This window comes from Pseudomonas sp. FA-1 (genome assembly GCF_056856075.1).
The window spans coordinates 284,546-310,433 of record NZ_JBWXTH010000001.1; the positions used below are offsets into that span (position 1 = coordinate 284,546).

Genomic DNA, 25,888 nt, shown 5'->3' on the forward strand with positions numbered 1-25,888 from the left:
GCTGGGACCTAGAGCCAGGGGGGACTTTGTTGGCCAAAATCGAAGAGATGACGAGGGCCGCGCCCTCGATCGCGGCACAAGGCCGCTCCTACAGGGGACGTGCAATGTGTAGGAGCGGGCTTGTGCCGCGATGGGCCGCACAGCGGCCCCTTGGGAGGGATCAGGCGCCAACCAGCGAAGGCTGGGCCTGATTGTCCGGATGCAGCGGCAGCAAGGGTGAATGCGGGTCGCTGGTGATGGAGTTGCGCCACACCCCGATCCACGCCTCGTTGTGCGTGGCCCAGACCTGCTCATGCAGGCGCGACAGCGCCACCGGGTCGCTCAGCAGTGCCAGGCGGGTGTTGCCGTCCAGCCCCTTGGGCCCGACTTCCAGCGCCTTGGCGACACGCTCGGCACGCAGTGCTTCGATCGGTGCAGCCTGACCATGCCGTGCAGTGGCCATGGCACAAGCCAGGGCGTTCTGGCGCGGGTCGACCACCGCCCGAACGAACCCGTCATGCATGGCATGCCAACGGTTTTCGTGGGTGTACTGGTCGGTGGCCAGCAACTCGTGCGGGGTCGCATATTCCTCAGGGATCAGGAACAGCTTTTCGTCCTTGGCGCTCAGGCCCAGGCGCACACGGCTGGAAATCACCGACACCGGAATCGACAGCACCAACGAGCCCACGATCGGCGCCAGCCACCACAGGAAGCTCGGGTTCAGCCAGGCCACCAGCGCCGCCCAGGCGATGCCCAGCAGGGTCTGCGGGCCGTGGCGACGCACGGCTTCGCTCCACGGGGTGGAGTCATCGTCACGCTGCGGCGAGTTCCAGGTCGCCGCCCAGCCGAGGAACGCAGCCAGGACGAAGCGGGTGTGGAAGATCATCCGCACCGGCGCCAGCAGCATGGAGAACAGCATCTCGATCAGCATCGACAAGGTGACCTTGATGCGCCCGCCGAACTCGGTGGCGCCCTTGGCCCAGATCAGCACGATGCTCAGCAGCTTGGGCAGGAACAGCAGCACGATGGTGGTGGAGAACAGCGCGATGGCCTTCTCCGGGTGCCATTGCGGCCACAGTGGGTAGAGCTGGAACGGCTCGATGAAGTACTGCGGCTCCATCAGGGTATTGGTAGCCAGCAATGCGGTCGAAAGCACCAGGAAGAAGAACCACAGCGGCGCCGACAGGTACGACATCACGCCGGTGAGGAACACCGCACGGTGCACCGGATGCATGCCTTTTACCAGGAACAGGCGGAAGTTCATCAGGTTGCCGTGGCACCAGCGCCGGTCGCGCTTGAGCTCGTCGAGCAGGTTCGGCGGCAGCTCCTCGTAGCTGCCCGGCAGGTCGTAGGCGATCCACACGCCCCAGCCGGCACGGCGCATCAGCGCGGCTTCGACGAAGTCGTGGGAGAGGATCGCACCAGCGAAGGCCCCCTTGCCCGGCAGCGGCGCCAGGGCGCAGTGCTCGATGAAGGGCTTCATGCGAATGATCGCGTTGTGGCCCCAATAGTGCGATTCGCCCAGCTGCCAGAAGTGCAGGCCGGCGGTGAACAGCGGGCCGTAGACACGGGTGGCGAACTGCTGGATGCGTGCATAGAGAGTGTCCATGCCCGACGCCTTCGGCGCGGTCTGGATGATGCCCGCGTCCGGGTTGGCCTCCATCAGGCGCACCAGGCTGGTCAGGCACTCGCCGCTCATGACGCTGTCGGCGTCGAGCACGACCATATATTTGTACTCACCACCCCAGCGACGGCAGAAGTCGTCCAGGTTGCCGCTCTTGCGCTTCACGCGGCGGCGGCGGCGGCGATAGAAGATGCGCCCGAAACCTTTGGCTTCGCGGCACACCTCGAGCCAGGCCTGCTGCTCGGCGACGGCGATGTCGGTGTCGTTGGTGTCGCTGAGCACGAAGAAGTCGAAGCGGTCCAGGTCGCCCGTGGCGGCCACCGACTCGAAGGTCGCGCGCAGGCCCGCGAAGACCCGCGGCACGTCCTCGTTGCAGATCGGCATCACCAATGCGGTACGCGCCTGGGGCGCGATCGGCTCGCTGCCGGCGCTGCTGCCGGAGATGCGGTACTTGTCACGCCCGGTGAGCAGCTCGAGAAAGCCCATCAGCGCGGTCCAGAAACCTGCCGACACCCAGCAGAACAGGATGCCGAACAAGACCAGGATGGAGGTCTGCAAGGCGTACGGCCAAACCTGCACCACGGTTTCCCAGAAGGTCTGGGCCATGATCTCGTCGAGCGAGACGAACGACCAGCCCTGGTAAGGCAGGATGCCCTTCATGTACCAGCCGGCCACGAGGGTCTGGCCGATCATCAGCAGCAGCAGGATGTAGCGACGCAGGGAGCCGACCCGGCGCCAGCGGGCCGGTGGCAGCTCGCGCTTGGGCGGCTGCGGGGCGTTGGTACGCCCGGTGAGGCGCCGCCACATGCGCACCAGCACATTGGTGCGCCAGGGTTCGGGCACCACGCGGGTACGCTTGATCGGCGGCGCGATCTTCAGGCACAGCCGCCCGCCGGCGTCGACGCCGAGCATTTCGGCCTCTTCCAGCTCGGCGGCGCTGCCCACGGTCAGGCGCGGGCCCACCGAGGCCTGCACGGCCTCGGTGGCATTGGCGGCCGGATGGGCCGCCAGGCGTTGGTGCAGCTCACTGAACGAGGTGCAGCTGGCAAGTTCTGCCCGCTGCTCATCGCTCAGTGGTAGGTGGGCCAGGTATTCGGCAAGCGATTCTGGCCGGGCGCTTGAGTTACTCATCGGCAGGCAACTGATAGCTCCAGGTCTCGGTCATCACCTTCTCGGTGGTGGCCGGGGCCCCGTTGGTGGGCGCCGCATCGGCGGCAGGTTGTTCAGCCTTGACGGCTTTCTCGGCCTTGGCGTGCTTGCCGGCGGCCTTTTCCTGCTTGCCTTCCTTGGCCGGCTTGGCCGGTTCCACCGGAACGTCGCGTACCAGCGCGGCACGCATCTCGGTGGACTTGCTCGGGTCCTTGACCTTCAACCGCAGGGTCAGGCGCCAGCCCTTGATTTCAGGGTTGTAGCGCAGGTTGTTCTCGACCACCTCGGCGTTGTCGCCCACGCTGACCTGGCTGCGCAGGGCGGTGTCCTCAGGCAGGGCGGCCAGCGCCGGGCCTTCGAAGTCGACCAGGAAGGCCACGCTGCCGTCGGCTTCACGGATCAGGTTGGACTGCTTCACATCACCGGTCGAACGCATGGTCTGCTTGACCCAGCCCAACTCCGGCGCGTGCAGCTGGGACTCGTCGATGGTCCAGCGCAGGCGGTATTCGAACTCCACCGGCTTGCCCGGCTCGGGCAGTTTCTCCGGGCTCCAGAAGGCAACGATGTTGTCGTTGGTCTCGTCGGCGGTGGGGATCTCGACCAGGTCGACAGTACCTTTACCCCAATCGCCACGGGGTTCGATCCAGGCGCTCGGACGCTTCTGGTAGTTGTCGTCGAGGTCTTCGTAGTGGCTGAACTCACGCTGGCGCTGCAGCAGGCCGAAACCACGCGGGTTCTCCACGCTGAAGCTGCTCACGGCCAGGTGCTTGGGGTTGTTCAGCGGGCGCCACAGCCACTCGCCGTTGCCGGCGTGGATCGACAGGCCTTCGGAGTCGTGCAGGGCCGGCCGGTAGTTGAGGACCTTGGATGGCTGGTTGCTGCCGAACAGGTACATGCTGGTCAGCGGGGCAACGCCCAGGCGGCTGACGTGATCACGCAGGAACACCTTGGACTTGACGTCCACCAGCGTGTCGCTGCCCGGACGCAGGATCAGCTTGTAGGCACCGGTGGAGCGCGGCGAGTCCAGCAGGGCGTAGATCACCAGGTGCTTGTCGGTGGGCTTGGGCTTCTCGACCCAGAATTCGCGAAAGCGCGGGAACTCCTCGCCCGACGGCAATGCGGTGTCGATGGCCAGGCCGCGGGCCGACAGACCGTACACGTGGCCCTTGCCGACCACGCGGAAGTAGCTGGCGCCCAGCAGGGTCATGATCTCGTCCTGCTTGCCGGCCTTGTTGATCGGGTAGAGCACGCGGAAACCGGCGTAGCCCAGGTTCTCGACGGTCTTGGGGTCATGGGGTACGTCGCCGAACTCGAAACGGCTCGGGTCGTACTTGATCTCCTCGACGGTGGTGGCGGTGACCTGGTTGATCTTCACCGGCGTGTCGAAGTGCATGCCCTGGTGATAGAAGGACAACTTGAACGGCGTCTTGTCCTTGGCCCACTCGGCCTTTTCCTGGATGAAACGGATCTTCTGGTAGTCCGCGAATTTCATGTCACGGAACACCGCCGGCAGATTGCTCTTGGGTGCTTCGTACTTCTGGCCGGCCAGATCCTTTGCCTTGGCTGCAACATCGTCAAGATTGAATGCCCACAGCTGGCCAGCGCTCATCAGGCCAAACAGTGCGACGCCAGCCACCAGGGCCTTGCGTAGCCGATTTCCGGGGATTCTTTGTGCAATACAGGGACTTACAATCACGAGCAACCCTCGCCGAAAACAGATCATGAAACCAACGGCCAGCGACCAATGCCGGGTTGGCGAGCACTGTTCGGACCCCGTGAGGGCCCAATGATTCCCCAAACGGTTCCAGACAATGCTCGAGTCAGAGTGAAACGAGCCCACGGACGCAGGCTCACGCAGCGCGCGATTATCCAGCAGAGCGCGTTACAACGCATCAGGCTGGAACAACTATTTATCGTACAAACCCTCTTGTTTTTCACGCAAACATAGGGTTTTTAAGCTCAAATTTGTAACATAAATGTCACAGGGCCATCATTGACTAAATGCACCTGCATATCGGCACCGAAACGGCCGCTGGCGACAGCGTCGTGCGCGGCGCGGGCTCGCTCGAGCAGGTAGTCGAACAATTCGGCGCCGAGGGCCGGCGGCGCCGCGGTGGAGAAGCTTGGGCGCATGCCGTTGCGAGTGTCGGCAGCCAAGGTGAACTGGGACACCAGCAGCAAGCCGCCGCCGATGTCCTTGAGCGACAGGTTCATCTTGCCCTGGGGGTCGCTGAACACACGGTAGTTGAGCAGCTTGTGCAAAAGCTTGTCGGCGTGCTCGCGGGTGTCCCCCGGCTCCACCGCCACCAGCACCAGCAGGCCTTGGTCGATAGCGCCGACGATTTCCCCCTCCACCTCTACCCGCGCGCCCCGCACGCGCTGCAGCAGGCCCTTCATGCTTCTTCCAGGGGCAGGTCGAGCAGGCGGCGGGCCATCTGGTCGGCGGCGCGCACCAGGGCATCGGTGATACCCGGCTCGGAGGCAGCATGGCCGGCGTCGCGGATCACCTTCAGCTCGCTGTTCGGCCAGGCCTGGTGCAGCGCCCAGGCGTTTTCCAGCGGGCAGATCACATCGTAGCGGCCGTGCACGATTACCGCGGGCAAATGGGCGATCTTCGGTAGGTCGCGGATCAGCTGGTCCGGCTCGAGGAATGCATTGTTCATGAAGTAGTGGCATTCGATACGGGCGATCGACAGGGCGCGCTGCGGCTCGGAGAAGCGGTCGACCACCAGCGGGTTGGGACGCAGCGTCGCGGTGCGGCCTTCCCAGGTGGACCAGGCCTTGGCGGCGTGCATCTGGGCGATCTGGTCGTTGCCGGTCAGGCGCTTGTGGAAGGCCTTGACCAGGTCACCGCGCTCTTCCGGCGGAATCGGTGCGATGTAGTCCTGCCAGTAGTCTGGGAACAGACGGCTGGCCCCTTCCTGGTAGAACCATTGGATCTCCTGGGGGCGGCACAAGAAGATGCCCCGCAGGATCAGGCCATGGACGCGTTCGGGGTGGGTCTGGGCATAGGCCAGGGCAAGGGTGGAACCCCAGGAGCCACCGAACAGCACCCATTTGTCGATCCCCAGGTGCTCGCGGATGCGCTCCAGGTCCTCGACCAGATGCCAGGTGGTGTTGTTCTCCAGGCTGGCATGGGGCGTGGAGCGCCCGCAACCGCGCTGGTCGAAGGTGATGATGCGGTACAGGTTGGGGTCGAAGTAGCAGCGGCTCTGGGCATCGCAGCCAGCGCCCGGGCCACCGTGGATGAACACCACCGGCAGACCTTCTGGCGATCCGCTTTCGTCTACATAGAGTACATGCGGTGCTTCCACGGCCAGATCGTGCCGGGCGTAGGGTTTGATCTGCGGGTACAGGGTCTGCATTGCGCACTCCGTGTGAGGATTTAATCTGCCGCCTGGCATCATAAACCTGAATTGCGCTTTGAGCATGTGTCGCGGTGAAACAGGTGGATGTCGATCGGGATACTGGGGCCGCTTTGCGGCCCTTTCGCGGCACAAGGCCGCTCCTACAAGAACCTCGCGCCCCCTGTAGGAACGGCCTTGTGCCGCGAAAGGGCTGCAAGGCAGCCCAAGTATCAACGCCCGTAGCGCGCCTTGCCCCAGGCCAAGACGGTTTCCAGCAACTGCTTCAACACCACCTGGGTCGGCTGGGCGAGGTCTTCGCGGTAGGCGAACGGCTCGACCTCTTCCATGTAGGTGCTCTGCGCCAGCTCCAGTTGCACAGCGTGAATATCGTTCGCCGGGTCGCCGTAATGACGGGTGATGTGCCCGCCCTTGAAGCGCCCGTTGAGCACAGAGGTGTAGCCCTGGGCCTGAGCGCAGACACCCAGCAGGCGCTCGGCCAGGACCGGGTCGCAGCTGGCGCCGTTGAAGGTGCCCAGGTTGAAGTCCGGCAGCTTGCCGTCGAACAGGTGCGGGATGACCGAGCGGATCGAGTGGGCATCCCACAACAGGGCATAGCCGTGAATCTCGCGCAGGCGCGCGAGTTCCTGTCGGATCGTATCGTGGTATGGCCGCCAGATCTGCTCCAGATAGCCCTTGCGCTCGTCCGCCGAGGGTTCCTGTCCCGCCTTGAACAACGGCTCGCCCTCGAACAGCGTCGCCGGGTACAGGCCCGTAGTGGCGCCGGCATACAACGGCTTGTCGTCATCCGGGCGGTTCAGGTCGATGACGAACCGCGAATACTCCGCGGCCACCACGCTGGCACCCAGGTCCCGGGCGAAATCGTACAGCCGTGGGATATGCCAGTCGGTGTCCGGCAGGCTGCGCGCCGGCTCGACCAAACCGTCACGCACGGTCTCGGTCAGGCCCAGGCCTGCATGAGGCATGCTGATCAGCAGCGGCAGCTGGCCCTGGTGAAAACTCAATACCTTGTCCATGTGCCCTCGCTCAGTTGGATATCTCATGGCCCAGGCGTACCACCCGCTTAGGCAGGTCGCCACCGAGCCAGTAGCTCAGATCCGCCGGGCGCTCGATTTGCCAGGCGACGAAGTCCGCCACCTTGCCCACCTCCAGCGAGCCGTGGCTTTCGCCCAGGCCCAACGCCGTGGCAGCGTGCAGGGTGACGCCGGCAAGCGCCTCCTCCGGGGTCATGCGGAACAGGGTACAGCCCATGTTCAGCATCAGGCGTAGCGACAACGCAGGCGAAGTGCCTGGGTTCAAGTCGCTGGCCAGGGCGATCTTCACGCCGTGGCGGCGCAGGGCCTCCATCGGCGGCAGCTGGGTTTCGCGCAGGAAGTAGAACGCCCCCGGCAGCAGCACGGCAACGGTGCCGGCCTCGGCCATGGCGATGGCGTCTTCCTCGGTCATGAACTCCAGATGGTCGGCCGACAGTGCGTGGTAGCGCGCCGCCAGGCTCGAGCCGTGCAGCGATGACAGCTGCTCGGCGTGGAGCTTGACCGGCAGGCCCAGCTCACGCGCCTTGATGAACACCTTCTCGACCTGGGCTGGCGAGAACGCCAGGTGTTCGCAGAAGGCATCCACTGCGTCCACCAGGCCTTCCTCGGCCAGGGCGGGTAGCATCTGGTCGCAGATATGCGCAATGTAGTCGTCCGCCCGGCCGGCGTATTCCGGCGGCAAGGCATGGGCGGCAAGGCAGGTGCTACGCACGGTCAGCGGCAGCTCCTCGCCCAGGCGCCGGGCGACCCGCAGCATCTTGCGCTCGTTGGCCAGGTCCAGGCCGTAGCCGGACTTGATCTCCAGCGTGGTCATGCCATCGCGCATCAATGCCTGGACCCGCTGGCGTGCACTGGCGAACAGCTCGTCTTCGCTGGCCGCGCGGGTCGCCCGCACGGTGCTGGCGATACCGCCGCCCTGGGCGGCGATCTCGGCGTAGCTGACGCCCTGCAGGCGCTGCTCGAACTCGCCGCTGCGGTTACCACCGAACACCGCATGGGAGTGGCAATCGATCAGCCCCGGGGTGACCCAGGCGCCGCCCAGGTCCACCGTACGCTCGGCGTCGACCGCCGGCTGTTCGCCACGTGGGCCGATCCATTCGATCCGCCCCGCGTTGGTGACGATCGCTGCATCCTCGATGATCGAGTAGCGGCCTTGGGCCATGGTCGCCACGTGACAGTGCTGCCAGAGGGTTCTCATAAGCGGTCTCCGTTTCTAGCGGTGCAGTTCGGCCGGCTCCCGGACTGGCTGGCCCTGCCCTGCCCGCGGCTTGCACCACAACAGGTAGGAGGCCACCAGGAACACCACCCAGATGACGCCGACGATCAACGCAGCCTGGGTATCCGGGAAGTAACCAAGTACACCAAAGATGAACAACATGAAAGCGATGGCCATGGCCGGCCCGTAGGGCCAGAACGGCACGGGGAACTTCAGCTCGGCGACCTGCTCGGCGCTCAGGCGGCGACGCATGGCCACCTGGCTGACCAGGATCATCGTCCACACCCACACGGTAGCGAAGGTGGCGATCGAGGCGATCAGCAGGAACACGTTCTCCGGGATCAGGTAGTTCAGCAGCACGCCGACCAGCAGCGCAGCGCCCATCACCAGCACGGTCATCCATGGTACGCCGTGGCGGGACAGCTTGCCGAAGCTGCGCGGCGCATGGCCCTGCTGGGCCAGGCCATACATCATGCGGCCGGCGCCGAAGATGTCGCTGTTGATGGCCGAAACCGCGGCCGAGATCACCACCACGTTCAGCACGGCGGCGGCCGAACCGATGCCCAGGTTGCTGAAGATCTGCACGAACGGGCTGCCCTGGCTGCCGATCTGCGGCCATGGGTACAGGCACATCAGCACGAACAGGGTGAGCACGTAGAACAGCAGGATGCGCAGCGGCACGGCGTTGATCGCCTTGGGGATGACGCGTTGCGGGTCCTTGGCTTCACCGGCGGTGACACCGATGATCTCGATGCCACCGAAGGCGAACATCACCACGGCGAAGCAGGCGATCAGGCCGCCGATACCGTTGGGCATGAAGCCGCCATTGCTGACCAGGTTGCTCACACCGACGGTGGTTTCGGTGGTGGCGTGGCCCAGGCCGAAGATCATGATGCCGAAGCCGGCCAGGATCATGGCGACGATCGCCCCGACCTTGAGCAGCGACAGCCAGAACTCCATTTCGCCGAAGACCTTGACGTTGCACAGGTTCAGGCCGCCGATGATGAAGACGATGCCCAGCACCCAGATCCAGCGGGCCACCTCCGGGAACCAGAAGCCCATGTAGATCCCGAATGCGGTGACGTCGGCGATGGCGACGATGACCATCTCGAAAGCGTAGGTCCAGCCGAGGATGAAGCCCGCCATGGGGCCGAGGTAGGTACTGGCGTAGTGACCGAAGGAGCCGGCCACCGGGTTGTGCACGGCCATCTCACCGAGGGCGCGCATGACCATGAACACCGCCGCGCCGCCGATCAGGTAGGCCAGCAGGACAGCCGGGCCGGCCATCTGGATGGCTGAGGCCGAACCGTAGAACAGCCCGGTTCCGATCGCGGAACCGAGCGCCATGAAACGAATGTGCCGGGCCGATAGCCCGCGCTTGAGACCTTGGGTTTGTTGCATGTCACGTCCTTCTTGAATTGTTCTTGTGGTCGTGAAGTAGAAGGGGCTGCTACGTAGCCCAATCGCGGGGCAAGCCCGCTCCTACAGGTACGGCGAGGTCCCTGTGGGAGCGGGCTTGTCCCGCGATGGCGATGTCACAGGCTTGGCAGGACGCCGGCCGGCAGCAGGCTGGTCAAGGTCCCTTTGGCCAGCAGCTCGGCGGCGATTTCGATGTCCGGCGCGAAGAAGCGGTCACGGTCGTAGTGCGGCACTTCGCGGCGCAGTGCCTGGCGCGCCTGTTCCAGCTTGGCGGAGGTCTTCAGGCCCTTGCGCAGGTCCAGGCCCTGGCAGGCGCCCAGCCATTCGATGGCCAGCACACCACGGGTGTTCTCGGCCATTTCCCACAGGCGCTTGCCGGCGGCAGGGGCCATCGATACGTGGTCTTCCTGGTTGGCGGAGGTCGGCAGGCTGTCGACGCTGTGCGGATGCGACAAGGCCTTGTTCTCGCTGGCCAGGGCGGCAGCGGTGACCTGGGCGATCATGAAGCCGGAGTTCACCCCACCGTTCTCCACCAGGAACGGCGGCAGCTGGGACATGTGCTTGTCCATCATCAGCGAGATACGGCGCTCGCTCAGCGATCCCATCTCGGCGATGGCCAGGGCGATATTGTCGGCGGCCATGGCCACAGGCTCGGCGTGGAAGTTACCACCGGAGATCACGTCGCCTTCGGCAGCGAATACCAACGGGTTGTCCGACACGGCGTTGGCTTCGATGCCCAGCACTTCGGCAGCCTGGCGGATCTGGGTCAGGCAGGCGCCCATGACTTGCGGCTGGCAACGCAGGGAGTACGGGTCCTGGACCTTGTCGCAGTTCTTGTGCGACAGCGAAACTTCGCTGGAGTCGCCCAGCAGGTCGCGGAAGCAGGCGGCGGTGTCGATCTGGCCACGCTGGCCACGCACTTCATGAATGCGCGCATCGAACGGCGAGCGCGAACCCAGCGCGGCTTCCACGCTCAGGCCGCCACAGGCGATGGCCGCGGCGTACAGGTCTTCGGCGGCGAACAGCCCGCGCAGGGCGTAGGCCGTGGATGCCTGGGTGCCGTTGAGCAGGGCCAGGCCCTCTTTCGCGGCCAGGGTCAGCGGCTCCAGGCCGGCGACCGCCAGGGCTTCGGTGGCAGGCAGCCACTGGCCCTTGTGGCGGGCCTTGCCTTCACCCAGCAGCACCAGCGACATGTGGGCCAGCGGTGCCAGGTCGCCCGAGGCGCCTACCGAGCCCTTGAGCGGGATGTGCGGGTAGACTTCGGCGTTGACCAGGGCGATCAACGCGTCGATGACCTTCCGGCGGATGCCGGAGAAGCCACGGCTGAGGCTGTTGATCTTCAGCACCATGATCAGGCGCACCAGGGCGTCGTCCAGCGGCGCGCCGATACCGGCGGCGTGGGACAGCACCAGCGAGCGCTGCAGGTTTTCCAGATCATGGCTGGCGATGCGGGTCGAGGCCAGCAGGCCGAAACCGGTGTTGATGCCGTAGGCGGTGCGGTCTTCGGCGATGATCTGCTCGACGCAGGCGACGCTGGCGTCGATCGCCGGGATTGCGCCGGCGTCCAGCTGCAGGCGTACAGGCGCTGCGTGGACAGCACGCAGTTGGGCCAGGGTCAGGGTGCCGGGCTTGAGAGTCAGGTCGGTCACTTCGCTACTCCAATTCGCATGGGGCCCGTAGGCCCCCTTCTTGTTGTTCAGTATCAACGTTGTTCGGCGACAGCCAAAGGAACGTCGATCAGCCCGTGATCATCGGCAGGTCCAGGCCCTGCTCCTTGGCGCAGTCGATGGCGATCTGGTAGCCGGCATCGGCGTGGCGCATGACGCCGGTCCCTGGGTCGTTGGTCAGTACGCGAGCGATACGTGCCGCGGCTTCGTCGGTACCGTCGCAGACGATGACCATGCCCGAGTGCTGGGAGAAGCCCATGCCTACGCCACCACCGTGGTGCAGCGAAACCCAGGTGGCGCCGCCTGCGGTGTTGAGCAGGGCGTTGAGCAGCGGCCAGTCGGAGACAGCATCGGAGCCGTCACGCATGGCTTCGGTCTCGCGGTTCGGGCTGGACACAGAGCCGGAGTCCAGATGGTCGCGGCCGATGACGATCGGCGCGGACAGCTCGCCGCTACGGACCATTTCGTTGAACGCCAGGCCCAGCTTGGCGCGCAGGCCCAGGCCAACCCAGCAGATACGTGCCGGCAGGCCCTGGAAGCTGATGCGCTCGCGGGCCATGTCCAGCCAACGGTGCAGGTGGGCGTCGTCCGGGATCAGCTCCTTGACCTTGGCGTCGGTCTTGTAGATGTCCTCGGCATCGCCCGACAGCGCAGCCCAGCGGAACGGGCCGACACCGCGGCAGAACAGCGGGCGGATATAGGCCGGTACGAAGCCAGGGAAGTCGAAGGCATTGGCCACGCCCTCTTCCTTGGCCATCTGACGGATGTTGTTGCCGTAGTCGAAGGTCGGTACGCCCATTTTCTGGAAGTCGAGCATGGCCTGCACGTGCACGGCCATCGATTGCTTGGCAGCCTTGACCACGGCAGCGGCGTCGGTCTGGGCGCGGTCGCGGTACTCTTCCCAGGTCCAGCCGGCCGGCAGGTAGCCGTTGAGCGGGTCGTGGGCGCTGGTCTGGTCGGTGACCATGTCCGGGCGCACGCCACGCTTGACCAGCTCAGGCAGGATTTCGGCAGCGTTGCCGTGCAGGGCGATGGAGATGGCCTTGCCTTCGGCGGTGTACTTGGCGATGCGCGCCAGGGCGTCGTCCAGGTCCTTGGCCTGCTCGTCGACGTAGCGGGTCTGCAGGCGGAAGTCGATGCGGCTCTGCTGGCATTCAATGTTCAGCGAGCAGGCACCGGCCAGGGTAGCGGCCAGTGGCTGGGCGCCGCCCATGCCCCCGAGGCCTGCGGTCAGGACCCACTTGCCGGTCAGGTTGCCGTTGTAGTGCTGGCGGCCGGCCTCGACGAAGGTTTCGTAGGTGCCCTGGACGATGCCCTGGCTGCCGATGTAGATCCAGCTGCCGGCGGTCATCTGGCCGTACATGGCCAGGCCTCTGGCGTCCAGTTCGTTGAAGTGCTCCCAGTTGGCCCAGTGCGGCACCAGGTTGGAGTTGGCGATCAGCACGCGCGGGGCGTTGGCGTGGGTCTTGAAGACACCGACCGGCTTGCCGGACTGCACCAGCAGGGTCTCGTCGTCCTCCAGGCGGGTCAGGGTCTCGACGATCTTGTCGTAGCACTCCCAGTTACGCGCGGCACGGCCGATACCGCCGTAGACCACCAGTTCCTTCGGGTTCTCGGCAACCTGTGGGTCGAGGTTGTTCATCAGCATGCGCAGCGGCGCTTCGGTCAGCCAGCTCTTGGCGGTCAGCTTGTTGCCACGCGGGGCGCGGATTTCTACGTCACGGTATTTGTTGTTGTCAGTCACGGGAGATGTCCTCTGCGGTCGGTGTCGACGGCGGTGTGTCGATGGCGATATACAAACACATCTTTACTTGTATGTACAAGCATGGACAACCATTTTTTTATACCGCTCCTCGGGAAGCCAGAAAGACAAAGGGGCCGCTGCGCGACCCGATCGCGGCACAAGGCCGCTCCTACAAGGATTTGCGATCAACTTGTAGGAGCGGCCTTGTGCTGCGATCGGGCTGCACAGCAGCCCCTTTTTCACGATGCCCGTTTAGCGCGGTATCAATTCGATCAGGCAGAACCGCCCTTGCACATCCAGCCCCAGGAGCTCTTCGTTGCCCTCCAGGCGCAGGCAGTCATACAAGCCCAGCCGCTGCACCCCATGCCCCGACACGCTCGCCTCGACATGCCCGCTGGCCGCGAACAACAGCACGGTCGAGGCCGAGCTGTACAACCGGTGCGTACCATCGAGCCACTGCAGCCGCGCCCGGTAGCGCTGCGGCGCGTAGATCAGGTTGAAGTCGCGGATCGGCCCGCCCAGCAGCTTGCAGCTGACCTGGCTTTCGCCCTTGAAGGCAAAGGCATCGAACGGCAGCAATGGCCGGCTGGCCTGGCCGTCGACCAGCAGGCGCATGCCGTCGCCCTGGAGCACGGTGATGATCCGCTGGTAGCCGGCAAAGGTGGAAAACCCGCCGGACTCCTCGATATCGGCGATCGACAGGCGCCAACCGAACCCCTCCAGGCCCTCGCCGGCGTCGCGGGTGATCTCTTCGGTGAAGCCTCCACCGTTCTTCCAGGGCATGCGCGGGTAGTCTTGGGCGCGCAACAGCTGCAATTGAGTCATTTGCTGAATCGTCCTTCCAGGCGATGACGGGAACCAGGGTGGATCAGGCGTGCGGCGGTCACCGGCTGGCGGCCGGACCAGGTGCGTCGGCGGATCAGCAGGCACGGCTCGCCACGCTCGATCTGCAGCAGGCGGCACTCCTCGGGCTCGGCCAGGATCGCCTCGACCACGTGCTCACCCTCGGTCAACGGGGCGACCTGCGACAGGTAGGCGTAGGGCGTCTGCCGGGTGAAATCCTGCTTGAGGTAGTCCGGGGCGATCTGCGCGTTGACGTAGCGGTCCTCGATCTGCACCGGCACGCCGTTTTCGTAGTGCACGATGAGCGAATGGAACACCCGCTGCCCTTCGCGCATGTCCAGGGCCAGGGCACGCTCGGAGCCGGCCGCTTCCTCGGCGAGGCGGATCACCTGGCAGCTGTGCTGGTGGCCACGGCCGGCGATCTCGTCGGCGATGTTGTTGACCTCGAACAGCGCCGAACGGGTCTTGGGTTCGGCCACGAAGGTGCCGACGCCCTGCATGCGCACCAGCAGCCCTTCGGCGGTGAGTTCGCGTAGAGCACGGTTGATGGTCATGCGGCTGAAGCCCAACTGGCTGACCAGCTCGCTTTCCGAGGGGACCCGGTGGTGCGGCGGCCAGCTGCCGTTTTCGATCTGCTGGACGATCATCTGCTTGACCCGGGCATACAGCGGCGCCGGACCTTCGCCCATCTGGGCAACCAGCGCGGAGACAGGAGGTGTCGGCACGGCGTTGAATCCTTGTGCAATGGGTTGAACGGTAGCTTGCCGCAGTTTACCCGGCGCGCAAACGCCTGTATATGTATATACAAGTTAAACAATAACAGGATTTTACCCAATGCCTGCCTTTTTCGCCGAACGCGCCCTGCTGCCCACCGGCTGGGCCAGCAATGTCCGCCTGGAGGTCGCCGAAGACGGTCGTCTGAGCCACGTCGAGGCCAACGCCTCGGCCGAGGGTGCCGAGCGCCTGGGCGGCCCGCTGCTGCCGGGCATGCCCAACTTGCATTCCCATGCCTTCCAGCGCGCCATGGCAGGCCTTGCGGAAGTGGCCGGCAACCCCAACGACAGCTTCTGGACCTGGCGCGACCTGATGTACCGACTGGTCGGCCGGATCACGCCGCAACAGCTGCAGGTCATCGCCCGCCAGCTGTACATCGAGATGCTCAAGGCCGGCTATACATCGGTGGCCGAGTTCCATTACGTGCACCACGACCACAATGGCCACGCCTATGCCGACGCCGCCGAGCTGTCGCTGCGCATCAGTGCCGCCGCCGCCGACACTGGCATCGGCCTGACCCTGCTGCCGGTGCTCTATAGCCATGCAGGCTTCGGCGGCCAGGCGCCGAACGAAGGCCAGCGCCGTTTCATAAACTCCAGCGAGCAGTACCTGCGCCTGCAACAGCAGCTCGCCCCGCACCTGGCGGCGCAACCCGCCCAGCGCCTGGGCCTGTGTTTCCACTCCCTGCGCGCGGTCACCCCTGGGCAGATCGCCGAGGTGCTGGCTGCCAGCGACCAGCATTGCCCGGTGCACATTCATATCGCCGAGCAGCAGAAGGAAGTCGACGACTGCCTGGCCTGGAGCGGCCTGCGCCCCCTGCAATGGCTCTATGAAAACGTCGAGGTGGATGCGCGCTGGTGCCTGGTCCATGCGACCCACGCCGAGCCCGATGAGGTCAGCGCCATGGCCCGCAGCCGCGCCGTGGCCGGCCTGTGCCTGACCACCGAGGCCAACCTGGGCGACGGTATCTTCCCGGCCGTGGACTTCATGGCCCAGGGCGGTCGCATGGGCATCGGCTCGGACAGCCACGTGTCACTGAGCGTGGTGGAAGAGCTGCGCTGGCTGGAATATGGCCAACGCCTGCGCGACCAGCGACGCAACCGGCTGTATCGCGGCGACCAGCCGATGGTTGGCCGGACCTTGTACGACGCAGCCTTGGTCGGCGGCACCCAAGCGATGGGACAACCCATCGGCGAGCTGGCCGTAGGCAAGCGTGCCGACTGGCTGGTGCTCGATGGACGGGACCCTTACCTGGCGACCGCGAACGGGGATGCCATTCTCAACCGCTGGCTGTTCGCCGGCGGCGATCGCCAGGTGCGCGACGTGATGGTCAACGGGCAATGGGTGGTGCGCCAGGGGCGGCACGAACAGGAAGAGGCGAGTGCGCAGGCGTTCGTCGAGGTACTGCGCCAGCTGCTCGACTGACGACGGCAAGGGCTTCGCCCTTGATCGCGGGGCAAGCCCGCTCCCACAGTGATCACCGTCACCCTTGTGGGAGCGGGCTTGTCCCGCGATTGCGGTCTACCAGCAGAACTCAGTGCGAAGCGACGATCTGCTTGTCCGACGCACGCCAGATCAGCCGGGTGGTGTCATACCCCTGCTGGCGGGCCTTGGCCAGCAGGCTCTCGCGCTCCACCGCCGGCAGGCTCTGGGTCCGCGACAGGATCCACAGGTACTTGCGGTCCGGGCTGCCGACGATCGCCGTGCGGTAGCGCTCGTCCACGTACAGCACCCAGTACTCACCCTTGGCCACACCCGGCACCAGGTGTGTGAACCAGTTGTTGAACTCCACCCACAGCCGGTCGTTGTGCCCCTGCTCCTGTGGCCAGGCCGAACCCTCGGCGCGCAACCACTCGCCGTCGAACATGCGGCAGCGGTTCAGCACACCCATCGAGCCATCGGGCTTGAGGTTGTAGTGGGCCTCGGACTGGGCGCAATCACGCTGGAAGGGCATCGGCAACCGCGCCAGCTCGAACCATTTGCCCTCATAGCGCTTCAGGTCGAGACCGCCTGCGGTCTTCGGCGCCAGCGGGTCGCTCGGGGACGTGGCGCAACCGCCCAGCAGCAACGCTGCACAAACCGCCAGCAGCAGGTGGATACGCTTCATTTGAGACCCTGCCCGGAATACATCAAGACCTTGTCGGCAGCGTACTGAACGCTGATGAAGCTCTTCTCGTCGCCCCACGTGCAGCTGCTCATGCCCAGCGCCCCCGAACATTCTGCCGGGGTGCCGAGCAGTTGCTCGACCTCGGCCTTGCTCATGCCGGCCTTGAGCTTGGAATAGTTTTCCTGGTTGATCTTGCTGCAGGCAGTCAGGACGACGCACAAGGACAACAGGGCGAGGGAACGCAACGACATGAAGGGACACTCCTGGAGATGAAGGCACAGGCATGGTGGCCTGCAGACAGCTTAGAAGGCAAAAAGCCGCCTCGGTTCCCTACTCCCCTGGGTTTGTGCCTACACCGTTGGTCGGCTGGCGCGAACCTTGCGAACCGGTTCACATCGCCAAAACGATTGCGGGGCAAACCCGCCCCCACGCATCTCGCATGAGAGCGGCTTTGCCCCGCAAAGCCTGCTGGCCTAGAAACGCGAGCCTGGCTCGAGCAGGAAGTCCATTTCTTCATCGGTGCTCGGTCGGCCCAGCACCAGGTTGCGGTGCGGGAAGCGGCCGAAGCGGGCGATCACCCGTTCGTGCTGCTCGGCGTAATCGAGGAACCCTTCGAACAGGCGGCGGTTGGCCTCGGGCTGTTCCTCCAGCAGGGCCTGGTAGCGCTCCACGCACAGGTTCTGCCAGTCGAGCACTTCGGCGTGCTCCAGCACCAGCAGCACGAACACCCGCTGGATCGGCAACAGCTGGTAGTCCCAGCCCTTCTGCAAACCCTGCATGGCGACCACCTGGGCACGCCGGTCGCCCTCGAAGGCGCGCGGCGAGTCCCGGTAAATCATGCGCGGCAGCTGATCGAGCAACAGGAGCAGGCCAAGCCAACCCTGGGGGCTCTGCTGCCATTCGTCCAAGCCACCGGCCAGGGCATGCTCGACCAGCTCGCCAAAGTACTCGCGAGCTTCATCGTCATGGTGCTTGCCGAACCACAGCGTGCTCTTCTCGTCAGCCACGGCCTGGGGGCTGGTGCCCCAACCGAACCACCATTCCAGTAAAGGCTGCCAAGGTGCGAGCATGACTTACTCCTTGTGATAGGCGGTGACGCGCTCGACCTCTTCCTTCGAGCCCAGGATCACCGACACGCGCTGGTGCAGGCTTTCGGGCTGGATGTCGAGGATGCGATCGTAACCGTTGGTGGACGCGCCGCCGGCCTGCTCGATGATGAACGACATCGGGTTGGCTTCGTACATCAGGCGCAGCTTGCCCGGCTTGCTGGGTTCACGGGCATCGCGTGGGTACATGAACAGGCCGCCACGGGTGAGGATGCGGTGCACATCGGCCACCATCGAGGCGATCCAGCGCATGTTGTAGTTCTTTTTCAGCGGCCCGGTCTCGCCAGCCAGCAGTTCGCCCACGTAGCGCTGCACCGGGGCTTCCCAGTGACGCTGGTTGGACATGTTGATGGCGAACTCGGCGGTGCTTTCCGGCACGCGGATGTTCTCGTGGGTCAGGACGAAGCTGCCCAGCTCGCGGTCCAGGGTGAAGCCCTTGACGCCGTTGCCCAGGGTCAGGATCAGCATGGTCTGCGGGCCGTAGATGGCGTAGCCGGCGGCGACCTGCTGGGTGCCCGGCTGGAGGAACGCCTTCTCGTTCAGGGTTTCGTTCTGGCTCAGGTATTCGTTGGGGCAGCGCAATACCGAGAAGATGGTACCGACCGAGACGTTGACGTCGATGTTCGACGAACCGTCCAGCGGGTCGAAGACCAGCAGGTAGGCGCCCTTGGGGTACTTGCCCGGGATCTGGTAGGCGTTGTCCATTTCCTCGGACGCCATGCCGGCCAGGTGGCCACCCCACTCGTTGGCCTCGAGCAGGATGTCGTTGGAGATCACGTCGAGCTTCTTCTGAACTTCGCCCTGCACGTTTTCGGTGCCCATGCTGCCCAGTACGCCGCCCAGGGCCCCTTTGGACACGTGGTGGCTGATTTCCTTGCACGCACGCGCCACCACTTCGATCAGGAAGCGCAGATCGGCAGGGGTATTGTTGCTGCGGGTCTGCTCAATCAGATAGCGACTCAGGGTAACGCGGGACATGTATGGCTCCGAAATGGAAAGGGGGAGAAAAACCCCCGCAGTTTACAGGGAGAGTGGCGGGCTAGCGAGCGATGAGACTCGACTGGTCGTTCAGACGGCACAATAGGTCGGTAGTTCAGCCCCCGCCAGGCCGGCGGTCGGAGCACGCGGCCATTCGCGGGCAAACCCGCTCCCACAGGTTTGTCGCAGGCTTCGGAACCTGGGCGGGCCTGTGGGAGCGGGTTGACCCGCGAATGGCTTCACCTCAGTCCAGCGCCTTCCAGATCTCGCTGGCATATTCGCGAATGGTCCGGTCCGACGAGAACCACCCCATCCGCGCAGTGTTGAGCACCGCCATCCGCCACCAGCTCTGCGGCTGGTGCCACAGCGCCTCGACCCGGCGCTGGGCCTCCCAGTAGGCATCGAAATCGGCACACACCAGGAAACGGTCATGGGCCACCAGCGCATCCACAAGGCCCGTGTAGCGTGCCGGGTCATCGGGTGAAAAGACGCCGCTGCGGATCGCCTCGAGCACATCGCCCAGGCGGTTCGACGCTGCGATCGCAGCGCCGGCACCGAAGTCCCCGGCCCGTTTGCGTGCCTCCACCTGCTGGGCCGTGAGGCCGAAGATGAACATGTTCTCGGTACCGACCTGCTCGCTCATCTCGACATTGGCGCCATCGAGGGTGCCGATGGTCAGTGCGCCGTTGAGGCCGAACTTCATGTTGCTGGTACCGGAGGCTTCGTAGCCGGCGGTGGAGATCTGCTCGGACAGATCCGCCGCCGGGATGATGCTCTCGGCCAGGCTGACGTTGTAGTTGGGCAGGAACACCACCTTGAGCAGGCCGCGCACGGTCGGGTCGTTGTTGACCACCCGGGCGATGTCGTTGGCCAGCTTGATGATCAGCTTGGCCTGGTGATAGCTGGCTGCGGCCTTGCCGGCGAAGATCTTCACCCGTGGTACCCAGTCGATATCCGGCTCGGCGCGCATGGCCTGGTACAGGGCCACGGTGTGCAGCAGGTTGAGCAGTTGGCGCTTGTATTCGTGGATCCGCTTGACCTGCACGTCGAACAGCGCCTCGGGGTTGACCGTCACCCCGACCCGGTCCTGGATGATGCTGGCCAGGGCGCGCTTGCTGTGCAGGCGCTGTGCGGCGAACTGCTTGCGGAAGGTGGTCTTGTCGGCGAACGGTACCAGCGCCTTCAGTTGCCCCTCGGGGTCGTCCAGCACCTGCTCGCCCAATGCCTCCACCAGCATGGCGGTGAGCTGCGGGTTAGCCTGGTACAGCCAGCGGCGGAAGGTGATGCCGTTGGTCTTGTTGTTGATCCGTTGCGGGTAGAGCTTGTGCAGCTCGGCGAAGACCGTGCTGCGCATCAGCTTGCTGTGCAGAGCCGACACCCCGTTGACGCTGTGCGAACCGAGGAACGCCAGGTTGCCCATGCGTACCCGCCGGCCGTTGTCCTCCTCGATCAGCGACACCGCGCGCAGCACGTCGAAGTCATGCAGGCCTTTGGCCCGCAACGCATCGATGTGGTGGGCGTTGATCAGGTAGATGATCTGCATGTGACGCGGCAGCATGCGCTCCATCAGCGCCACCGGCCAGGTTTCCAGGGCCTCGGGCAGCAGGGTGTGGTTGGTGTAGGCCAAGGTCCCGACCGTCAGTTCCCAGGCGGTGTCCCAGGGGATTTCATGCTGGTCGACCAACAGCCGCATCAATTCGGCCACGGCGATCGAGGGGTGGGTGTCGTTGAGCTGGATGGCCGCCGCATCCGGCAGGTTGAGCAGGTTGTCATGCATGTTCAGGTGTCGGCGCAGCAGGTCCTGCAACGATGCCGAGACGAAGAAGTATTCCTGGCGCAGGCGCAGCTCCTGGCCGGCCTCGGTGCTGTCGGCCGGGTAGAGTACCCGCGAAATGCTCTCGGCCCGTGCCACCTCGGCGACCGCGCCGAGGTGATCGCCAGCGTTGAAGCGCTCCAGGTGCAGCTCTTCCATGGCCCGGGCACGCCACAGGCGCAGGGTGTTGACGCTCGCCCCGCGCCAGCCGACCACCGGGGTGTCATAGGCCACCGCCCGCACCGTCTCGCCCGGCCACCAGACCTGGCGCGGATGGCCATGGGTGTCGTACACGGTCTCGACGCTGCCGCCAAAGCTGATCGGGTAGATCACCTCGGCGCGCTCGAACTCCCACGGGTTACCGAAGTCCAGCCAGTTCTCGGTCTGCTCCTGTTGCCAGCCATCGACCATGGCCTGGCGGAACAGGCCGTGTTCGTAGCGGATACCATAGCCATGGGCGGCGATGCCCAGGGTCGACATGCTCTCCATGAAGCACGCCGCCAGGCGACCGAGGCCGCCGTTGCCCAGCGCGGCGTCCGGCTCCAGCAGGCGGATGCGTTCCAGGTCCACGTCCAGCCCCACCAAGGCTTCGCGGGCGATCTCCAGCAGGCCCAGATTGCTGAGGCTGTCGTAGAGCAGGCGGCCGATGAGAAATTCCAGGGAGAGGTAGTAGACCCGCTTCTGGCTGCGCCGGTAGGCCTGACGGGTGTGGTCCATCCAATGGTCGACCATGTGATCGCGGGCAGCCAGGGCGATGGCTTCGAACCAGTCGTGGTCGAAGGCATGCTCCGGATCCTTGCCGACCGCGTAGGTCAGCTTGGCCAGTACAGCGGCGCGGAACTCGGCCACCTCTGCGTCACGAGCTTTGGGTTCCTGGGACATGCGGCATCCTCGGGCAAGTTGACGAAAGCACAGGTTGTTCAGCCTAGACGCTTCGACACAGAGCGTCAGCGAGGGTTCGAGGTTTTCATGTCCGCTCGGCGATTCGGGCAAAAGGTTGTTCACAAATTGAACAACTCCGGTATCATCGCGCGCCCCGCAAACCGTGATATACCCCAAGAAAATGAAACCGACCCTGATCGCCGCCGCCGAAGTCGACCGCCTGGAAACCTGGCAACGCTATGCCAGCCACATGTGCGGAGGCTGCCACTCGACCTGTTGCACACTGCCGGTGGAAGTGAAGATCAAGGACCTGATCCGCATCGGCGTGGTGGACGAGTTCGAAAAAGACGAGCCACCGAAGCACATCGCCAAGCGCCTGCAGAAAGACGGCATCATCGAGCGCTTCAACCAGAAGTCGGGGATCTTCACCCTGACGCGCATGAGCAACGACGATTGCCTGTATCTGGATCGCAAGAGCCGCTTGTGCACCATCTATGACAAGCGGCCCGACACCTGCCGCAACCACCCCAAGGTCGGGCCGCGACCGGGATATTGTGCGTACAAGCCCAAGGTGGTCGGGCGCTGAGTCTGTTTCAGTCGAGAATTCGGGGCCGCTTCGCGCCCCTTGCGCCGCGAAAGGGCCGCAAAGCGGCCCCCAACTTTCTTGAAGACAAACGAAAACGCCCCCGGCCTTTCGACCGGGGGCGTTTTCGTTTCAGCTCAGGCTAAATGAATCAAGCCTTGGCTTTCTTGGCAGCGCGGGTACGCTCGCCTTCGTCGAGGATCTTCTTGCGCAGACGGATCGACTTCGGCGTGACTTCGCACAGCTCGTCGTCCTGGATGAATTCCAGGGCCTGTTCGAGGGTGTGGCGAACCGGCGGAACCAGGGCGATGACTTCGTCCTTGCCCGAAGCACGCATGTTGTCGAGCTTCTTGCCTTTGGTCGGGTTCACGCCCAGGTCGTTGTCACGGCTGTTCAGGCCGATGATCTGACCGTTGTAGATGTCCTGGCCATGCTCGATGAACAGCTTGCCGCGAGCCTGCAGGGTTTCCAGCGAGTAGGTCAGGGCCTTGCCGGTCTCGATCGAGACCAGCACACCGTTCAGACGGCCCGACATGGTGCCTGGCTTCATGGTGTCGTAGCGATCGAAGATCGAGGTCAGGATGCCCGCACCGTTGGTCAGGGTCAGGAACTGGTTACGGAAACCGATCAGGCCACGGGCCGGAACGTTGTACTCCAGACGCACGCGGCCCTTGCCATCCGGCGCCATGTTGGTCAGGTCGCCCTTACGCAGGCCCATCTCTTCCATGACCTTGCCCTGGGATTCTTCAGGGATGTCGATGGTGACGTTCTCGAACGGCTCCTGCTTGACGCCGTTGACTTCGCGAATGATCACTTCAGGACGGCCTACGGCCATTTCGAAGCCTTCGCGACGCATGGTTTCGATCAGCACCGACAAGTGCAGCTCACCGCGGCCAGACACCTTGAACTTGTCAGCCGAGTCGCCTTCTTCGACGCGCAGGGCAACGTTGTACAGCAGCTCTTTGTCCAGACGCTCCTTGATGTTGCGGCTGGTGACGAACTTGCCTTCCTTGCCGCAGAACGGCGAGTCGTTGACCTGGAAGGTCATCGAAACGGTCGGCTCGTCGACGGTCAGCGGCTTCATCGCTTCGACGTGGTTCATGTCGCACAGGGTGTCGGAAATGAACAGCTCGTCGAAGCCGCTGATGCAGACGATGTCGCCCGCGGTGGCTTCTTCGACGTCGACGCGGTGCAGGCCGTGGTGGCCCATCAGCTTGAGAATACGGCCGTTGCGCTTCTTGCCTTCGGTGTCGATGGCGACGACCGGAGTGTTCGGCTTGACGCGGCCACGGGCGATACGGCCAACACCGATGACGCCCAGGAAGCTGTTGTAGTCCAGCGCAGAGATCTGCATCTGGAACGGGCCGTCGACGTCAACGGTCGGAGCGGGCACGTGGTCCACGATGGCCTGGTACAGCGGGGTCATGTCTTCGGCCATGTTGGTGTGGTCCAGGCCGGCGATGCCGTTCAGGGCCGAGGCGTAGACGACCTGGAAGTCCAGTTGGTCGTCGGTGGCGCCGAGGTTGTCGAACAGGTCGAAGATCTGGTCCAGAACCCAGTCAGGACGTGCGCCCGGGCGGTCAACCTTGTTGATCACGACGATCGGCTTGAGGCCGGCTTCGAAGGCCTTCTTGGTCACGAAGCGGGTTTGCGGCATCGGGCCGTCCTGGGCGTCGACCAGCAGCAGCACGGAGTCGACCATGGACATCACGCGCTCTACTTCACCACCGAAGTCGGCGTGACCGGGGGTGTCGACGATGTTGATGCGGTAGTCGTTCCAGCGGATGGCGGTGTTCTTCGCCAGGATGGTAATGCCACGCTCCTTTTCCTGGTCGTTGGAGTCCATCACGCGCTCGTCGTTGAGCTCGTTACGCTCCAGGGTGCCGGACTGGCGCAAAAGTTTGTCGACCAGGGTGGTTTTGCCATGGTCAACGTGGGCGATGATGGCGATGTTACGCAGATTTTCGATCACAACTGTATCTCGATCAGAGGATTCGGTTGCCGCCAGTGTAGGCGGCGAATATGTAAGTTTGCGGCTCAGCGGGCCCGGTGGTCGGGAGGGCGATGGCGGATGCTGCCGCCATACAGCCCTGGGGTCTTATGTCGGACGATAAACACGCACATTGGCATGTCCCTCACTGAGCAGGTGGTGTGCGTGCAGGCGGCTCATCACACCCTTGTCGCAATACAGCAGGTACTGGCGGTTGGCATCCAGGTGCTTGAACTTGCTGTTGATGGCATAGAACGGCATGGCCTGGACTTCGACGCCTTCGATCACCAGGGGTTCGTCTTCCTGGGCATCGGGGTGACGGATGTCGAGAACGATCTGGCCCGGCAACGCCTCGGCCACTTCCTCGACCTCGACGTCCTTGCCCAGCTCGTCGATCACGTGGTCGATGGAGATGAACTTGGCGCGCTCCATGGCGCGCTCGAGCACCGCCATGTCGAACTGCTTCTCTTCGTGCTCCATGCGGTGGCGCTTGGCATGGGTGGTCGGGTTCACCGAAATCACGCCGCAGTATTCAGGCATGTGCTTGGCGAACTCGGCGGTACCGATCTGGTAGGCGGTGTCGATGATGTCCTGCTTGTGGCTGGCCAGCAGCGGGCGCAGCACCAGCTTGTCGGTGGCCGAGTCGATGATCGACAGGTTCGGCAGGGTCTGGCTGGACACCTGGGAAATCGCCTCGCCGGTGACCAGGGCCTCGATCTCCAGGCGATCGGCCATGCGCGCCGCGGCGCGCAGCATCATGCGCTTGAGGGTCACGCCCATGTAGCTGTTGTCGACCTTGTTGAGGATCTCACCCACCACTTCCTCGAAAGGCACGCTGATGAACAGCACGCGCTGGCTGCTGCCGAACTTCTTCCACAGGTAGTGGGCCACTTCCATCACGCCCAGTTCGTGGGCACGGCCACCGAGGTTGAAGAAGCAGAAGTGGGTCATCAGGCCGCGACGCATCATCTGGTAGGCAGCGACGGTGGAGTCGAAGCCGCCGGACATCAACACCAGGGTCTGCTCCAGGGCGCCCAACGGGTAACCGCCGATGCCCTGGTGCTGGTTGTGGATCACGTACAGGCGCTGGTCGCGGATCTCGATGCGCACCAGGACTTCCGGGGCCTTGAGGTCGATGCCGGTGGCGCCGCACTGCTGGCGCAACTGGCTGCCGACATAGCGATCGACATCCATCGAGGTGAAGTCATGGTGCCCGCCCCGCTTGCAACGCACAGCGAAGCGCTTGCCGGCCAGCAGGTGGCCAAAATGGTGCTTGCACTTCTCGACGATATCGTCGAAGTCACCCAGCGGGTATTCCTCGACCTGCAGGAAGTGGGTGATACCCGGGGTGCAGGTCAGGCGCTCGATCATTTCGCGCTGGATCTTCTCGTCCTCGACGCGGGTAACCACCTCGAGATTGTCCCAGACACCATCGACCACGAGCTCCGGATCCAGGTCCTTGAGCACGACGCGGATGTTCTTGCCGAGCTGGCGGATAAAACGCTTGCGCACCGGCCGGCTCTTGATGGTGATCTCTGGGAAGACTTTGACGATAAGTTTCATTGGTTTAACAGCGCGCGCAGGGCCTGCCGAAAATGAGGGGCGCGAATTATAG

20 protein-coding genes are annotated in these 25,888 nt (G+C 64.5%); 2 read left to right on the forward strand and 18 right to left on the reverse strand.

The features are described from left to right. Window positions 1-160: 160 nt before the first annotated feature. The 11 genes from mdoH to hutC form a co-directional block, all read right to left on the reverse strand. The gene (gene mdoH, locus AC1MHZ_RS01310; protein WP_324816473.1) at window positions 161-2,734 is read right to left on the reverse strand and encodes a glucans biosynthesis glucosyltransferase MdoH; all 2,574 of its coding nucleotides are present in this window, start codon (window positions 2,732-2,734) and stop codon (window positions 161-163) included. Then, the gene (locus AC1MHZ_RS01315; RefSeq protein ID WP_084854291.1) at window positions 2,727-4,448 is read right to left on the reverse strand and encodes a glucan biosynthesis protein G; all 1,722 of its coding nucleotides are present in this window, start codon (window positions 4,446-4,448) and stop codon (window positions 2,727-2,729) included. Before AC1MHZ_RS01315 ends, mdoH begins: the two co-directional genes overlap by 8 nt. 263 nt (window positions 4,449-4,711) lie before the next feature. Then, window positions 4,712-5,149, reverse strand: a complete 438-nt coding sequence (gene dtd, locus AC1MHZ_RS01320; RefSeq protein WP_324816475.1) for a D-aminoacyl-tRNA deacylase — start codon at window positions 5,147-5,149, stop codon at window positions 4,712-4,714. After that, complete coding sequence (pip, locus tag AC1MHZ_RS01325) at window positions 5,146-6,117, reverse strand: prolyl aminopeptidase (protein ID WP_084853967.1); 972 nt, start codon at window positions 6,115-6,117, stop codon at window positions 5,146-5,148. Before pip ends, dtd begins: the two co-directional genes overlap by 4 nt. A gap of 212 nt (window positions 6,118-6,329) precedes the next feature. Then, window positions 6,330-7,133, reverse strand: a complete 804-nt coding sequence (gene hutG / locus AC1MHZ_RS01330; protein ID WP_324816478.1) for an N-formylglutamate deformylase — start codon at window positions 7,131-7,133, stop codon at window positions 6,330-6,332. Window positions 7,134-7,143: 10 nt separating this feature from the next. Further along, window positions 7,144-8,349, reverse strand: a complete 1,206-nt coding sequence (gene hutI, locus AC1MHZ_RS01335; protein WP_324816480.1) for an imidazolonepropionase — start codon at window positions 8,347-8,349, stop codon at window positions 7,144-7,146. A gap of 15 nt (window positions 8,350-8,364) precedes the next feature. Next, window positions 8,365-9,768, reverse strand: a complete 1,404-nt coding sequence (locus AC1MHZ_RS01340) for an amino acid permease (RefSeq protein WP_084853962.1) — start codon at window positions 9,766-9,768, stop codon at window positions 8,365-8,367. Between the two features lie 134 nt (window positions 9,769-9,902). Then, the gene (gene hutH / locus AC1MHZ_RS01345; RefSeq protein WP_482965942.1) at window positions 9,903-11,435 is read right to left on the reverse strand and encodes a histidine ammonia-lyase; all 1,533 of its coding nucleotides are present in this window, start codon (window positions 11,433-11,435) and stop codon (window positions 9,903-9,905) included. An 88-nt stretch (window positions 11,436-11,523) separates the two neighbouring features. Next, window positions 11,524-13,197 (reverse strand): urocanate hydratase, encoded by a 1,674-nt coding sequence (hutU, locus tag AC1MHZ_RS01350; RefSeq protein WP_084853959.1) that lies wholly within the window; start codon window positions 13,195-13,197, stop codon window positions 11,524-11,526. 252 nt (window positions 13,198-13,449) lie between these two features. Next, window positions 13,450-14,022, reverse strand: a complete 573-nt coding sequence (locus AC1MHZ_RS01355) for a HutD/Ves family protein (RefSeq protein ID WP_482965943.1) — start codon at window positions 14,020-14,022, stop codon at window positions 13,450-13,452. Then, window positions 14,019-14,729 carry a histidine utilization repressor gene (gene hutC, locus AC1MHZ_RS01360; protein ID WP_172402939.1) on the reverse strand — a complete coding sequence of 237 codons (711 nt, stop codon included), beginning with the start codon at window positions 14,727-14,729 and terminating at the stop codon, window positions 14,019-14,021. Before hutC ends, AC1MHZ_RS01355 begins: the two co-directional genes overlap by 4 nt. 145 nt (window positions 14,730-14,874) lie before the next feature. Here hutC and AC1MHZ_RS01365 point away from each other — a divergent pair, with 145 nt between their 5' ends. After that, a complete protein-coding gene (locus tag AC1MHZ_RS01365) occupies window positions 14,875-16,239 on the forward strand; it encodes a formimidoylglutamate deiminase (protein WP_482965944.1) in 1,365 nt (454 codons plus the stop codon). 109 nt (window positions 16,240-16,348) lie between these two features. On the opposite strand, the gene AC1MHZ_RS01370 is transcribed toward AC1MHZ_RS01365, so the two are convergent. From AC1MHZ_RS01370 to AC1MHZ_RS01390, 5 genes are all read right to left on the reverse strand, one after another. Next, the gene (locus tag AC1MHZ_RS01370; RefSeq protein WP_084853952.1) at window positions 16,349-16,921 is read right to left on the reverse strand and encodes a lipocalin family protein; all 573 of its coding nucleotides are present in this window, start codon (window positions 16,919-16,921) and stop codon (window positions 16,349-16,351) included. Then, on the reverse strand, window positions 16,918-17,172 hold the full coding sequence (gene bamE / locus AC1MHZ_RS01375; protein WP_084853950.1) for an outer membrane protein assembly factor BamE domain-containing protein: 255 nt from the start codon (window positions 17,170-17,172) through the stop codon (window positions 16,918-16,920). Before bamE ends, AC1MHZ_RS01370 begins: the two co-directional genes overlap by 4 nt. Window positions 17,173-17,394: 222 nt before the next feature. After that, window positions 17,395-17,991 (reverse strand): DUF924 family protein, encoded by a 597-nt coding sequence (locus tag AC1MHZ_RS01380; protein ID WP_482965945.1) that lies wholly within the window; start codon window positions 17,989-17,991, stop codon window positions 17,395-17,397. 3 nt (window positions 17,992-17,994) lie between these two features. Next, a complete protein-coding gene (locus AC1MHZ_RS01385) occupies window positions 17,995-19,005 on the reverse strand; it encodes a class 1 fructose-bisphosphatase (protein WP_051099541.1) in 1,011 nt (336 codons plus the stop codon). A gap of 244 nt (window positions 19,006-19,249) precedes the next feature. Continuing rightward, window positions 19,250-21,700 (reverse strand): glycogen/starch/alpha-glucan phosphorylase, encoded by a 2,451-nt coding sequence (locus tag AC1MHZ_RS01390; protein WP_084853947.1) that lies wholly within the window; start codon window positions 21,698-21,700, stop codon window positions 19,250-19,252. A gap of 181 nt (window positions 21,701-21,881) precedes the next feature. Here AC1MHZ_RS01390 and AC1MHZ_RS01395 point away from each other — a divergent pair, with 181 nt between their 5' ends. Next, window positions 21,882-22,286 carry a YkgJ family cysteine cluster protein gene (locus tag AC1MHZ_RS01395; RefSeq protein ID WP_084853946.1) on the forward strand — a complete coding sequence of 135 codons (405 nt, stop codon included), beginning with the start codon at window positions 21,882-21,884 and terminating at the stop codon, window positions 22,284-22,286. A 148-nt stretch (window positions 22,287-22,434) separates the two neighbouring features. On the opposite strand, the gene typA is transcribed toward AC1MHZ_RS01395, so the two are convergent. Together typA and thiI are read right to left on the reverse strand one after the other, a co-directional pair. After that, complete coding sequence (gene typA / locus AC1MHZ_RS01400; protein WP_084853944.1) at window positions 22,435-24,255, reverse strand: translational GTPase TypA; 1,821 nt, start codon at window positions 24,253-24,255, stop codon at window positions 22,435-22,437. A gap of 126 nt (window positions 24,256-24,381) precedes the next feature. Beyond that, entirely contained in the window at window positions 24,382-25,836 is a 1,455-nt protein-coding gene (gene thiI, locus AC1MHZ_RS01405; RefSeq protein ID WP_324817549.1) for a tRNA uracil 4-sulfurtransferase ThiI, read from the reverse strand. Between the last annotated feature and the right edge of the window lie 52 nt (window positions 25,837-25,888).

Bases quoted from the DNA above. Each gene is read 5' to 3' on its own strand.
- hutC (WP_172402939.1), bottom strand. From the start codon at position 14,729: ATGGGCGAAGGTCCGGCGCCGCTGTATGCCCGGGTCAAGCAGATGATC.
- AC1MHZ_RS01370 (WP_084853952.1), bottom strand. From the start codon at position 16,921: ATGAAGCGTATCCACCTGCTGCTGGCGGTTTGTGCAGCGTTGCTGCTG.
- hutG (WP_324816478.1), bottom strand. From the start codon at position 7,133: ATGGACAAGGTATTGAGTTTTCACCAGGGCCAGCTGCCGCTGCTGATC.
- AC1MHZ_RS01385 (WP_051099541.1), bottom strand. From the start codon at position 19,005: ATGTCCCGCGTTACCCTGAGTCGCTATCTGATTGAGCAGACCCGCAGC.
- AC1MHZ_RS01355 (WP_482965943.1), bottom strand. From the start codon at position 14,022: ATGACTCAATTGCAGCTGTTGCGCGCCCAAGACTACCCGCGCATGCCC.
- bamE (WP_084853950.1), bottom strand. From the start codon at position 17,172: ATGTCGTTGCGTTCCCTCGCCCTGTTGTCCTTGTGCGTCGTCCTGACT.
- mdoH (WP_324816473.1), bottom strand. From the start codon at position 2,734: ATGAGTAACTCAAGCGCCCGGCCAGAATCGCTTGCCGAATACCTGGCC.
- AC1MHZ_RS01365 (WP_482965944.1), top strand. From the start codon at position 14,875: ATGCCTGCCTTTTTCGCCGAACGCGCCCTGCTGCCCACCGGCTGGGCC.
- pip (WP_084853967.1), bottom strand. From the start codon at position 6,117: ATGCAGACCCTGTACCCGCAGATCAAACCCTACGCCCGGCACGATCTG.
- dtd (WP_324816475.1), bottom strand. From the start codon at position 5,149: ATGAAGGGCCTGCTGCAGCGCGTGCGGGGCGCGCGGGTAGAGGTGGAG.
- AC1MHZ_RS01395 (WP_084853946.1), top strand. From the start codon at position 21,882: ATGAAACCGACCCTGATCGCCGCCGCCGAAGTCGACCGCCTGGAAACC.
- hutI (WP_324816480.1), bottom strand. From the start codon at position 8,349: ATGAGAACCCTCTGGCAGCACTGTCACGTGGCGACCATGGCCCAAGGC.
- thiI (WP_324817549.1), bottom strand. From the start codon at position 25,836: ATGAAACTTATCGTCAAAGTCTTCCCAGAGATCACCATCAAGAGCCGG.
- AC1MHZ_RS01390 (WP_084853947.1), bottom strand. From the start codon at position 21,700: ATGTCCCAGGAACCCAAAGCTCGTGACGCAGAGGTGGCCGAGTTCCGC.
- AC1MHZ_RS01340 (WP_084853962.1), bottom strand. From the start codon at position 9,768: ATGCAACAAACCCAAGGTCTCAAGCGCGGGCTATCGGCCCGGCACATT.
- AC1MHZ_RS01380 (WP_482965945.1), bottom strand. From the start codon at position 17,991: ATGCTCGCACCTTGGCAGCCTTTACTGGAATGGTGGTTCGGTTGGGGC.